This is a genomic window from Exiguobacterium sp. RM11, assembly GCF_059821525.1.
In genome coordinates, this window is the sequence record NZ_CM187558.1 from 2640580 (window position 1) to 2652975 (window position 12396).

Consider the following 12396-nt stretch of genomic DNA (forward strand, 5'->3'; position numbering starts at 1 on the left):
AACATATAGAGGAGATTAAAAACCCATGCAGAAAATCACGTCCTTCTCCGTCAACAACAAGTTTGCGGTTTGGCTGATGACAATCATCTTGACGGCCGCCGGTCTTTTCGCCGGTCTGACGATGAAGCTCGAGACGTTACCGGACATCACGACACCGACCGTCTCGGTCACAACCATTTATCCAGGCGCATCCCCTGAGCAAGTGCTTGAAGAAGTCAGTACCGTTCTTGAAGAACGCCTGCAAAGTCTAAATGGTGTGGAACAAGTTCGTTCTTCATCGTTCCAAAACGCTTCGAACATCCAAATCGACTACGACTTCAGTACCGACATGGATGAAGCGGAACAGCAAGTCAAAGACGCGTTAAGTAACGTCGAACTACCTGAATCAGCACAAGAACCTCAAGTGTCGCGCCTCAGCTTCGACGCTTTCCCGGTCATCGGAGCTGCCATCTCGGATGAAAGCCTGGACTTGGCTGAATTGACGAAACTCGTCGAGGAAGAAGTCCAACCCGCTCTTGAAGGCGTGGAAGGCGCACAAACCGTCCAAATTGCCGGACAAGAGATTCGTCGCGTCGAACTTCAATTCGATCAAGAGGCGCTCGCTGAATACAATTTGACAGAAGACACGGTCAAACAATTGATTCAAGCGAACGATGCCCGTATCGCACTCGGACTATATGAATTGGGTGACACGGAGCAAGCGGTCGTCATCGATGGAAAATCTGAGACGCTCGAAGCGTTCCGCGACATCCAAATCCCTTACTCACCAGCACAATCAACGCCGACGACACCGTCTGCTCCGACTGAATTGCCACCTGGTCAAACACCAGACGTGCCGACAGAGGTCCCGACCGAAACACCATCGGCATTACCACCAAACGTTCCAACGACGGTGCCTACTGTCGCGTTGAGCGAGCTTGCGACAATCGAGGATAAAGGAATTGAAGAATCGATTTCTCGCTCGAACGGTGAACGCTCAATCGGCGTACAAGTGACAAAGGCACAAGATGCGAACACGGTCGATGTCGTCAATGCCGTCAAAGAAGTATTGAGCGACTTCGAAGCAGAGTATGATACGGCAAATGTATCGATCACACTCGACCAAGGACAACCGATTGAAGAGTCGGTCGAGACAATGTTATCGAAAGCATTGCTCGGTGGCTTATTCGCCATCCTCATCATCTTAGTGTTCTTACGTAACTTCCGATCGACGATCATCGCTGTCATCTCGATCCCGTTATCGCTTCTCATGGCACTTATCGTGTTGAAGCAATTGGATATCACGTTGAACATCATGACACTCGGTGCGATGACCGTTGCGATTGGACGCGTCGTCGATGACTCCATCGTCGTCATCGAGAACATTTACCGTCGACTTACACGGTCGAACGAACCACTTCGCGGTAAAGAATTGATCATCGCGGCGACAAAAGAAGTATTTATCCCGATCGCCTCGTCGACAATCGTCACGATTGCGGTATTCTTACCGCTCGGATTTGTCACAGGATTTGTCGGTGAATTGTTCTTGCCGTTCGCATTGACTGTCGTCTTCGCCCTACTCGCTTCGTTACTCGTCGCGATCACGGTCGTACCAATGATGGCCGACTCGTTCTTTAAGAACCGCGATAAGTTGAAGCCGGAAGAAGGTCCAGGCAAGCTCGCGGAATGGTATCGCGGCGTCTTGAACTGGTCACTGAACCATAAACTCGTCGTCTTCGGACTTGCGACCGCTCTATTACTCGGTAGCTTCGCGTTAGTCCCAGCAATCGGGGTCAACTTCTTGAACCAAGATTCGGAGAAAACGTTGTTCGTCACGTTCGACCCAGAACCTGGTCAAACGCTTGAAGATTCGATTGCCGCAGCAGAAGTGGCTGAAGAATACTTCATGGAAGAACAACCGAACGCAACGGATGTTCAGTTCACGGTCGGTGGAGAGAACCCGCTGAACCCAGGAAACAATAAACAAGGAATCTTTATCGTCCAGTATGACCCGGATACAGAAGATTTCGCAGATGTGAAGTTGGCTGATATTGAGAAGTTGAACGAACTCGCTTCAAACGGTGAGTGGAAAGAACAAGACTTCTCAGGTGGCGGCGCAACGAGCGGTGTGACATATAACGTCTATGCCAACTCGCTTGAAGATTTAGAAGCCATCGTGCCGACTTTCATCGAAACGATTGAAAAAGAAACCGATTACGTCCGTCAGGCAACGTCAGACTTACGTGAATCGTATGTACAATATACGTTCAACGTCGACCAACGAGCCGCAGCGGAAGCTGGTGTATCTGCAGGTCAAATCGCACAAGTCATCAGCCAATTCCAGGCACCAGAAAGCCCACTTGCGAGCGTGACAGTGGATGACAAACAGTTAGACGTCGTCATCCCGAACGAGCAAGTGACGTATGATAGTGTCGATGACCTGCAAGCACAAGAAATCACGACACCGTTCGGACCACGCCCGATTTCAGACTTCATTGAAATCGAAGAAGGCACAACGCCGGACACACTCGTCGAGCGCGACGGAAAGCTGCTCGCACAAGTAAGTGTCGAACTCAGCACGGATAAAGCGACGGAAGCGTCGGCTGCGATCGAAGAACGCGTATCAGAAATCGAGCTCCCGTCTGGCGTATCGTATGATGTCGGCGGTGTAACGGAACAGATTCAAGAATCGTTCACACAGCTCGGTCTTGCGATGCTCGCTGCAATCGCTATCGTATACTTGGTTCTCGTGATCACATTCGGAGGGGCACTCACACCATTCGTCGTGTTGTTCTCACTCCCGTATGCGATTATCGGGGGACTTGTCGCCCTCCTCATCACTGGTGAAACGATTTCGGTTTCTGCCTTGATCGGGGCACTCATGTTAATCGGGATTGTCGTCACGAACGCCATCGTCTTGATTGACCGCGTCATTCATAAAGAAGAAGCTGGTTTATCAACACGTGAAGCGTTACTTGAGGCAGCAGGCACACGCCTTCGCCCAATCTTGATGACCGCACTCGCGACAATCGGTGCACTCGCACCGCTCGCACTCGGTCTCGAGGGCGGGGCACTCATCTCGAAAGGTCTCGGAGTCACCGTGATTGGCGGACTTACAAGTTCGACGCTTCTCACGTTGCTCATCGTACCGATTGTCTATGAGTTCTTTGCACGATTCCGTAAGAAAAAACAAGCGTAAACAAAAGAGAGTTGACTTTGACTGAACTGAACCGAAAAAGTTAGACACTAAATAGTTTCTTTAGGCGACCTTTAGAACCTGCGTCCGATATTCCACCGGGCTCAGGTTTTTTAGTCGTTTCTTGATGCGACGATGATTATAGTACTCGATGTATCGCTCGAGCTCCTGTTTGAAATGGGTCATATCTTCGAACTTCCTGAGATAAAGGAGCTCGGACTTGAGCACGGCGAAGAAGCTCTCGATGGCCGCGTTGTCGAGACAGTTGCCCTTTCGGGACATACTCTGGGTGATGCCGTGTTCGCGCAGCTTCGCCGTGAATGCTCGGAACTGGTATTGCCAGCCCTGGTCAGAATGGAGGATTGGTCTCCCATCACCGTCGAGTCTTGCGATGGCTTGGTCCAACATCTCGCCGACGAACGGATATCTAGGACTGTCTGACATCGAATAGGCAATGATTTCCCGGTTGGCCAGGTCCATCATCGGTGAGAGATAGAGTTTCTCCCCGAAAAGATGGAACTCGGTGACATCGGTCACCCACTTCTGGTTTAGGCCTGTGGCCTGGAAATCCCGTTCGAGGAGGTTCGGTGCGATCGTTCCGACCTCTCCTTTGTAGGACCGATATTTCTTCATGCGGACGAGGCACTTGAGACCAAGCTCGTCCATGAGACGCAATACGGTCTTCGGGTCGTGCCTGAACCCTCGGCGCTCGAGAAGCGCATGGATGCGACGATAACCACAACGTCCTTCGTGTTCGTGGAAGAGGGTCTGAATCGCTTCCTTCACGTCCGCGTACTTGTCAACAGCCGTCAGGCGTGTCCGCCAATAGTAGTAGACGCTTCGAGCCATATCGAGCACTTGGAGGAGACCCGGTACAGGATAGGTGGCTCGCAGCTCGTCGATTACTTGGGCCTTGATCCGGTTCGTCGCGCTTCCTCTTCTTGAACCAAGGCTTTCAATTTTTTTAACGCGGCGTTCTCCATCTCGAGGTACTCGACCCGTTCCTTGAGCTTCTCGACCTCTGTCATCTCGTCAGGATTCTTTTTCTTGCGTTTCGCCATTGGGGCACGTCCTTTCGCTTTGGCTACCAGCCCCTCCACTCCTTTCCGTTCGTACGCGGACCGCCACTTGGAGATCATTCCAGGGGAGGAGATGCGGTACTTCAGGGCCGCATCCAAGCAGGACAGTCCATTGGTAGCCATATCGTTTAGTACCTCCAGTTTAAACGCCTGCGAGTGGACTGTATAGGAAGGATCGAAGATTTCCTCCCCCCAACGCTTGTAGAGATGCGCCCAGGTACGCACCTGGTTATACGAGATTCCGAACTCCTGTGACAAAACCTCAAATCCGTCCCTTCCCGTGAAGTAGCGCTGGGCGATTTGGACTTTCAATGCCTTTGAATATTTGGTCATAAAAAACACCCCATAAAAGTTGGATTTTCATGTCCAACTTTTATGGGGCAGTTCATGACAAGTCGACTCTCTTTTTTTGCACTCAATAACACTGCATGATGATTTCGGTTTCTTCAAACCGTTTGGCGCGGAGGGCATCTTCTGGAATAAGAAAATAAAGAATGCCAACATCCCCAAATATGACATCTAATTCTTCAGTAGAATCCATTTGAAAGAGCAGGAAAGGACGATCGAATCGTTCCCCATATGTTTCTTCTACTTCTTCAAACACATCATTCTGCACTTCATTCGGATGTCCACCGATTGCGTGGAGTTCTTCTTGTTCGAATTGTTCGACAAGCGTTTCGTACAGGTCGTCACCGAGCAAATCGTACAAATCATATCCATTCTCCGCATAGCTCTCTTTGAAAGAAACGGCACGCTCATTCAATGCTTCTCCAACCCGCACTCGCTCAAGTTGCGTTTCTTCCGTATACAAGACACGCCAAAGATGACGCTCGTCCTCATCTCCCCAAGGTTGTTCTTCCAAGTCATAGAAGAAAGACAACAAACCTTCTTTCGGGAGTGCATCCACGGATTCAAACTCAGCTAAATCACTTAAACGGAACTGAGCTAAAAACGTCATATTCTCCCCAGGGTGCAAGTCAGCATGTGGCAAATCAGGATGCCCACCGAATTTTGAATGGCCGATTTGAACTTCTTCTCGTGTGGTTCGTGGTACAAGCGTCAAATTGACTCGCTTCGTGAACGCACGTAAAATGTCTTCCCCGTTTTGTAATCCATGCTCTTCAATAAATTGCTCAATCGTTTTTAGTTCCATCTCGACACCCCGCTTGTTTATGATAGATGTAGTATAGCATGCCGAACGTATGTACCCATTATCTTTTTTGTTATACCCTTTTCTTGACCGATGAGGATGAATTTGAGAAGATGCATACGTTTTGAATGATGCGAAAGGAAGTCTTATAGATGAAATTATTGAAATGGATGATTGGGCTCTCACTCTTGTTTGGATTGAGCACGCTCGGCAACTGGATGGTTGAGACGTTCTCGTGGAAAGTACCAGGCAGCGTCATCGGCATGGTGCTGTTGCTCGTCCTCTTAGTAACAAAAGTCATCCGCGTGGAATGGATTGAAGACAGCGCTGGATTTTTGACGAAGCACCTCGCATTCTTCTTCATCCCGATTGCTGTCGGTCTCATGGCGTACGGTACGTTGTTAAAAGCCGCCGGCATCCCTCTTCTCGTGACGTTACTCATCAGCATGGCGGTCGGAATGGTCGTGACAGCGTTTGTTTCCGGGAAAGAAGGTGAGGCGTCATGACATACGTTTGGATCGGATTGACGATTCTCGTATATACGTTTAGTCGTCAACTTTCGAAAAAGTGGGCATCCCCGTTCACTAATGTCGTCTTCTTAAGTACAGCGATTCTGATTCTTCTGTTACTTGTGACAGGACAGTCCTATGATGCGTATAAACCGGCTACCGATCTCATCACCATCTTACTCGGTCCGGCGACTGTCGCCCTCGGGTTACCGCTCTATCGCAACTTACCCGTGTTACTCGCCCGGGCAAAACGGGCCCTGAGTGCCATCGTACTTGGGTCACTTTCCACGATTTTTGTTGCTGTCCTTTTCGGCAAATTGTTTTCGTTCACCGAAAACGTATTGATTGCGCTATCGGTCAAATCGGCCACGTCCCCGATTGCCCTTGAATTGGCTCGACAACTAGAAGGGGATGCAACGCTTGCGGCTTCGATTGCCGTCGCCTGCGGTATTTTAGGGGCGATGCTCGGTCCGGTACTATTGACATGGATTCGTATAGACGACCCGTTCACGCGTGGACTCACACTCGGCACCATCAGTCACGGGATTGGGACCGCTCAAGCAGCGACGGAACATCCGTTGTCTGGTGCAACAGGTGGAGCCGCGATGGGATTGACCGCCATCTTCACATCGTTCATCCTGCCCATTTTATACCCGTTTCTCTTTTGAACAGGTCACGCTCATTTCATCGATGGGCGTGACTTTTTTGTTTCGACTTCGAGCGCGCGTGATAAACTAATGAAGATGAAACTTTTTAGAGGAGGGCAATCCATGCAAGAGAAATTAATTGAACGCTTAATGACATACGCGAAGATCGATACACAGTCTGACTTCACGAGTACGACAACACCATCGACGGCCAAACAATGGGATTTGATTCGTCATTTGGAGAAAGAACTGAAAGAACTTGGACTGACAGACGTCGAGACGGACGAATACGGCTATCTATTCGCCACACTTCCAAGTAACGTCGATCATGATGTCCCGACGATCGGATTCCTCGCTCACGTGGATACGGCAACCGATTTCACGGGTACGAACGTTTCCCCTCAACTCGTTGAGCATTATGAAGGCGGCGACATCGTCTTGAACGAATCCTTAAATATCGTCTTATCACCAAAAGACTTCCCAGAACTTGACGGGTATGTGGGACATACGCTCATGACAACGGATGGAACGACACTCCTTGGTGCGGATGATAAAGCAGGAATCGCCGAAATCGTCACAGCCGTCGAATACTTATTGGCTCACCCTGAGATTCCGCACGGACCGGTCCGCATTGCTTTCACACCGGATGAAGAAATCGGACGTGGACCACATAAATTCGATGTCGCCCGTTTTAACGCGGACTTCGCTTACACGATGGATGGTGGCCCGCTTGGAGAGTTACAGTATGAAAGTTTCAACGCAGCCGGTGCGACCATCACCTTCCACGGGACGAACGTTCACCCGGGTAGCGCCAAGAACAAGATGGTCAACTCGATGAAGCTCGCGATGGCGTTCCAAAACCGTTTACCGGCTGATGAGGCACCGGAACGTACGAGCAACTACGAAGGATTCTTCCATTTGAACGGCTTTAATGGGGATGTGGAAAAGACGACACTTCAATACATCATCCGCGATCACGACAAACAGAAGTTCGAAGCGCGTAAAGCGTTGATGGAGAAACTTGTCCTCGAATGGAAGCAAAAATACGGGGAAGAGCGGATTGAGCTCAAAATGGAAGACCAGTATTACAACATGGCCGAGAAAATCGAACCGGTGAAACACATCGTCGATACCGTCGCTGACGTCATGCGCGGCCTTGGCATCGAACCGAAGATTGAACCGATTCGTGGTGGGACAGACGGATCGCAACTTTCTTACATGGGCCTTCCGACACCGAACATTTTCACGGGTGGCGAGAACTATCACGGGAAGTTCGAATATATTTCTGTGAACAACATGGAAAAAGCAACAACCGTCATCATCGAAACACTTCGCACATTCGCGAAGCGTGCACAAGCATAACACATGCGCCTCCAATCGTTCTCTTTTACACTAGAGACATTGGAGGCGATTTTTGATGAAACATACATTTAGCATGAACCTCGGCTGGGATGGCGGACGAAATGACGTCGGTACCCTCGAGGCTGAGCGATTAAAGACACAGATTTCGATTCCACCCGAAATGGACGGTCCCGGAGTCGGCACGAATCCGGATGAAATGTTACTCGGAGCAGCGGCCACGTGTTATATCATCACACTCGCAGCCGTACTCGGGCGAAGCGACCTGACTCACCGTGGCATCACGATTGACGCAGAAGGAATCGTCGATGTGACGAACGGCATCTTCACCTACGAGACGATTCGCTATACGACAACGATTCAAGTACCTGCAGAGATGACCGACCGAGAGATTACGCTAGTCGAGCGCATTGCGAAAAAAGCGAAAGATCAATGTATGATTTCACGCGCGCTCGCAGGAAATGTAGCGTTCGAATTGAATACGACCGTTGTACGAGTCGATTAAAGCCATCATGACGATGGCTTTTTCTGTGCATCGAAGTATCAGCTACCTTGTTGATCGACAATCTCACCGTTCACAGAAATTCCTCGTACAACCGCGTCTTCTCCAATTTGAAAATAATATCGGTACGGGCCTTTTTGAATCATCGTTGCCTCGGTGAACGTATTTTCGTGATGGGATTTCGTTTCAATCGTATCGATTTCTGGATTGTTCACTTCTCCAAATCCCACATTGAAAGAATGTTCGACGTTTCCGGCGTCATCGTATTCTCGTAAAAATGTGCTATATGAGGTGAAATTGTCGTTTTCATAGTGCGTCCACCCTCTTGGTCCAAGAAGCTCCCATCCTTCTTCATCATTCCCCTCAAAGAACTGGACGACCAATGCCTCCATCTCATTTTGAAACTCCATATCATCTTGAAACTCCATGACATCTTGAAATTCTGTAGGATCCGGAATCGTCGTGTACATGACGATGGTCACCCCATCGTGTCGTGTTATATAAATCAACTTATTCATGTCATAAGTGAGACCTTTAGCCAACGCCTCGTCAAAATCATCATATTTCCCAAACTCAAACTTCCCTACCTCAAACGTTTGAAGTTCATTCTTCAATAGCGAATTCATGATACTTAAACTGACCGCAATAAATAGGATGATCAGCCAGAGTCTAATTTGTTTCATAGTACCCCCCATTTGATTCACGTGCATTTCTGTTCTACATAATATTTCCATCTTACGTTGTATAATCCTCTATCCTGATGCACAAGTTTTTCTTTAACGTTTGTGAATCATGACGTGACACTGCGCGTTTTTCAAAAACGTGATACAATACACGTCGTAAACTAATCAGAAAAACGAGGGATACCATACATGATTACAGTAAATAACGTCAGCCTACAATTTGGCGGCCGTAAGTTGTTCGAAGACGTGAACATCAAGTTCACACCAGGCAACTGTTACGGATTGATCGGTGCGAACGGTGCCGGTAAATCGACATTCTTAAAGATTTTATCAGGTGAGCAAGATACGACGACGGGTGATGTCAGCATCACACCGGGTGAGCGTCTCGCGGTCCTCAAACAGGACCACTATGCGTATGAGGACAGTGCTGTTCTCGAGACCGTCATCATGGGTCACGAGCGTCTTTATAGCGTCATGAAAGAAAAAGACGCCATCTATATGAAAGAAGATTTCTCAGACGAAGATGGAATGCGCGCAGCTGAACTCGAAGGTGAATTCGCCGAGTTGAACGGTTGGGAAGCAGAGTCGGAAGCGTCGATGGTTCTTCAAGGTCTCGGGATCACAGAAGCGCTTCACCAGAAACAAATGAGCGAACTCACAGGTGGCGAGAAAGTCAAAGTCCTTCTTGCCCAAGCACTCTTCGGTAAGCCAGACATCTTGCTTTTGGACGAGCCGACCAACGGACTTGACCTCAAAGCAATTCAATGGCTGGAAGAGTTCTTAATCAACTTTGAAAACACAGTCATCGTCGTTTCCCACGACCGTCACTTCTTGAACAAAGTCTGTACACACATGGCAGACCTCGACTTCGGAAAAATCCAATTGTATGTCGGGAACTACGACTTCTGGTATGAGTCAAGTCAACTTGCTACACGTATGGCGGCAGATCAGAACAAGAAGAAAGAAGAGAAGATCAAAGAGCTTCAAAACTTCATCGCACGTTTCAGCTCGAACGCATCGAAAGCGCGTCAAGCGACGTCACGTAAGAAGTTGCTCGATAAGATCACACTCGACGACATTCGTCCGTCATCACGTCGTTATCCATTCGTCGGATTCACGATGGAACGCGAAATCGGGAACGATGTTCTCTATGTCGACAACGTTTCGAAAACGATTGATGGCGTAAAAGTGCTCGACAACGTCACGTTCTCACTTAACAAGACGGACAAAGTCGCATTCGTTGGTCGTTCTGACGTTGCGATCACGACACTCTTCAAAATTCTCATGGGTGAGATGGAACCAGATACAGGTTCGGTCAAATGGGGCGTGACGACGACTCAGTCGTACTTCCCGAAAGACAACTCGGAATACTTCGAGGGCTCGGAAAAGAGCATCCTCGACTGGTTGCGTCAGTTCTCACCAGCCGATGAGTCAGATACGTTCCTTCGTGGATTCCTTGGCCGCATGCTCTTCTCAGGTGAAGAAGTCATGAAGAAGGCGTCTGTCCTCTCAGGGGGAGAAAAAGTACGCTGCATGCTCTCGAAGATGATGCTCTCAAACTCGAACGTGCTCGTCCTCGACGATCCGACGAACCACTTGGACCTCGAATCAATCACAGCACTCAACAACGGTCTCGAGTCATTCAAAGGCGTACTCCTCTTTAGCTCACATGACCATCAGCTCATCTCGACGATTGCGACACGCATCATCGAAGTGACACCGAATGGCATCGTGGATAAAGAAGCAACGTACGATGAGTACTTGGAGAACGAAGCGCTTCAACAACAAGTTGAATCTCTCTATCAAAATGCATAATAAAAATGATCGGCTCGCGTTGAACTGAACCGAAAAAGTTAGACACTAAATAGTTTCTTTAGGCGACCTTTAGAACCTGCGTCCGATATTCCACCGGGCTCAGGTTTTTTAGTCGTTTCTTGATGCGACGATGATTATAGTACTCGATGTATCGCTCGAGCTCCTGTTTGAAATGGGTCATATCTTCGAACTTCCTGAGATAAAGGAGCTCGGACTTGAGCACGGCGAAGAAGCTCTCGATGGCCGCGTTGTCGAGACAGTTGCCCTTTCGGGACATACTCTGGGTGATGCCGTGTTCGCGCAGCTTCGCCGTGAATGCTCGGAACTGGTATTGCCAGCCCTGGTCAGAATGGAGGATTGGTCTCCCATCACCGTCGAGTCTTGCGATGGCTTGGTCCAACATCTCGCCGACGAACGGATATCTAGGACTGTCTGACATCGAATAGGCAATGATTTCCCGGTTGGCCAGGTCCATCATCGGTGAGAGATAGAGTTTCTCCCCGAAAAGATGGAACTCGGTGACATCGGTCACCCACTTCTGGTTTAGGCCTGTGGCCTGGAAATCCCGTTCGAGGAGGTTCGGTGCGATCGTTCCGACCTCTCCTTTGTAGGACCGATATTTCTTCATGCGGACGAGGCACTTGAGACCAAGCTCGTCCATGAGACGCAATACGGTCTTCGGGTCGTGCCTGAACCCTCGGCGCTCGAGAAGCGCATGGATGCGACGATAACCACAACGTCCTTCGTGTTCGTGGAAGAGGGTCTGAATCGCTTCCTTCACGTCCGCGTACTTGTCAACAGCCGTCAGGCGTGTCCGCCAATAGTAGTAGACGCTTCGAGCCATATCGAGCACTTGGAGGAGACCCGGTACAGGATAGGTGGCTCGCAGCTCGTCGATTACTTGGGCCTTGATCCGGTTCGTCGCGCTTCCTCTTCTTGAACCAAGGCTTTCAATTTTTTTAACGCGGCGTTCTCCATCTCGAGGTACTCGACCCGTTCCTTGAGCTTCTCGACCTCTGTCATCTCGTCAGGATTCTTTTTCTTGCGTTTCGCCATTGGGGCACGTCCTTTCGCTTTGGCTACCAGCCCCTCCACTCCTTTCCGTTCGTACGCGGACCGCCACTTGGAGATCATTCCAGGGGAGGAGATGCGGTACTTCAGGGCCGCATCCAAGCAGGACAGTCCATTGGTAGCCATATCGTTTAGTACCTCCAGTTTAAACGCCTGCGAGTGGACTGTATAGGAAGGATCGAAGATTTCCTCCCCCCAACGCTTGTAGAGATGCGCCCAGGTACGCACCTGGTTATACGAGATTCCGAACTCCTGTGACAAAACCTCAAATCCGTCCCTTCCCGTGAAGTAGCGCTGGGCGATTTGGACTTTCAATGCCTTTGAATATTTGGTCATAAAAAACACCCCATAAAAGTTGGATTTTCATGTCCAACTTTTATGGGGCAGTTCAGCGTGAGCCGATCAT

12 protein-coding genes are annotated in these 12396 nt (G+C 49.4%); 6 read left to right on the top strand and 6 right to left on the bottom strand.

The annotated features are described in order from the left end of the window. Positions 1–25 precede the first annotated feature (25 nt). On the top strand, positions 26–3178 hold the full coding sequence (locus AC5LIL_RS13815) for an efflux RND transporter permease subunit (RefSeq protein ID WP_499824404.1): 3153 nt from the start codon (positions 26–28) through the stop codon (positions 3176–3178). Positions 3179–3238: 60 nt separating this feature from the next. Here the strand turns inward: AC5LIL_RS13815 and AC5LIL_RS13820 are convergent, their stop codons facing one another. The 3 genes from AC5LIL_RS13820 to AC5LIL_RS13830 all read right to left on the bottom strand — a co-directional run bounded on the left by AC5LIL_RS13820 (position 3239) and on the right by AC5LIL_RS13830 (position 5407). Then, the gene (locus AC5LIL_RS13820) at positions 3239–4135 is read right to left on the bottom strand and encodes an IS3 family transposase (RefSeq protein WP_499825348.1); all 897 of its coding nucleotides are present in this window, start codon (positions 4133–4135) and stop codon (positions 3239–3241) included. Continuing rightward, positions 4078–4587, bottom strand: a complete 510-nt coding sequence (locus AC5LIL_RS13825) for a helix-turn-helix domain-containing protein (RefSeq protein WP_483299210.1) — start codon at positions 4585–4587, stop codon at positions 4078–4080. The genes AC5LIL_RS13820 and AC5LIL_RS13825 overlap by 58 nt, the downstream gene beginning before the upstream one ends. Before the next feature lie 82 nt (positions 4588–4669). Continuing rightward, positions 4670–5407 (bottom strand): YwqG family protein, encoded by a 738-nt coding sequence (locus AC5LIL_RS13830; protein ID WP_214785555.1) that lies wholly within the window; start codon positions 5405–5407, stop codon positions 4670–4672. A 149-nt stretch (positions 5408–5556) separates the two neighbouring features. Between AC5LIL_RS13830 and AC5LIL_RS13835 the strand changes: the two genes are divergently transcribed. The 4 genes from AC5LIL_RS13835 (at position 5557) to AC5LIL_RS13850 (ending at position 8424) form a co-directional block, all read left to right on the top strand. Beyond that, the gene (locus tag AC5LIL_RS13835) at positions 5557–5910 is read left to right on the top strand and encodes a CidA/LrgA family protein (RefSeq protein WP_214695766.1); all 354 of its coding nucleotides are present in this window, start codon (positions 5557–5559) and stop codon (positions 5908–5910) included. Then, positions 5907–6581, top strand: coding sequence for an LrgB family protein (locus AC5LIL_RS13840; protein ID WP_499824406.1), 675 nt, complete (start codon positions 5907–5909; stop codon positions 6579–6581). Before AC5LIL_RS13835 ends, AC5LIL_RS13840 begins: the two co-directional genes overlap by 4 nt. A gap of 102 nt (positions 6582–6683) precedes the next feature. Continuing rightward, on the top strand, positions 6684–7922 hold the full coding sequence (gene pepT, locus AC5LIL_RS13845; protein ID WP_214785552.1) for a peptidase T: 1239 nt from the start codon (positions 6684–6686) through the stop codon (positions 7920–7922). 52 nt (positions 7923–7974) lie between these two features. Beyond that, positions 7975–8424, top strand: a complete 450-nt coding sequence (locus tag AC5LIL_RS13850) for an SACOL1771 family peroxiredoxin (RefSeq protein ID WP_412093988.1) — start codon at positions 7975–7977, stop codon at positions 8422–8424. Between the two features lie 38 nt (positions 8425–8462). On the opposite strand, the gene AC5LIL_RS13855 is transcribed toward AC5LIL_RS13850, so the two are convergent. Continuing rightward, on the bottom strand, positions 8463–9104 hold the full coding sequence (locus AC5LIL_RS13855; protein WP_499824407.1) for a hypothetical protein: 642 nt from the start codon (positions 9102–9104) through the stop codon (positions 8463–8465). Positions 9105–9293: 189 nt separating this feature from the next. On the opposite strand from AC5LIL_RS13855, the gene AC5LIL_RS13860 reads away from it, so the two are divergent. After that, positions 9294–10919: an ABC-F family ATP-binding cassette domain-containing protein gene (locus AC5LIL_RS13860; RefSeq protein WP_214695756.1), complete on the top strand. Its 1626-nt coding sequence runs from the start codon at positions 9294–9296 to the stop codon at positions 10917–10919. A gap of 58 nt (positions 10920–10977) precedes the next feature. On the opposite strand, the gene AC5LIL_RS13865 is transcribed toward AC5LIL_RS13860, so the two are convergent. Next, positions 10978–11874 carry an IS3 family transposase gene (locus AC5LIL_RS13865; protein WP_499825348.1) on the bottom strand — a complete coding sequence of 299 codons (897 nt, stop codon included), beginning with the start codon at positions 11872–11874 and terminating at the stop codon, positions 10978–10980. Continuing rightward, positions 11817–12326 (bottom strand): helix-turn-helix domain-containing protein, encoded by a 510-nt coding sequence (locus tag AC5LIL_RS13870; RefSeq protein ID WP_483299210.1) that lies wholly within the window; start codon positions 12324–12326, stop codon positions 11817–11819. The genes AC5LIL_RS13865 and AC5LIL_RS13870 overlap by 58 nt, the downstream gene beginning before the upstream one ends. Positions 12327–12396: the final 70 nt, after the last annotated feature.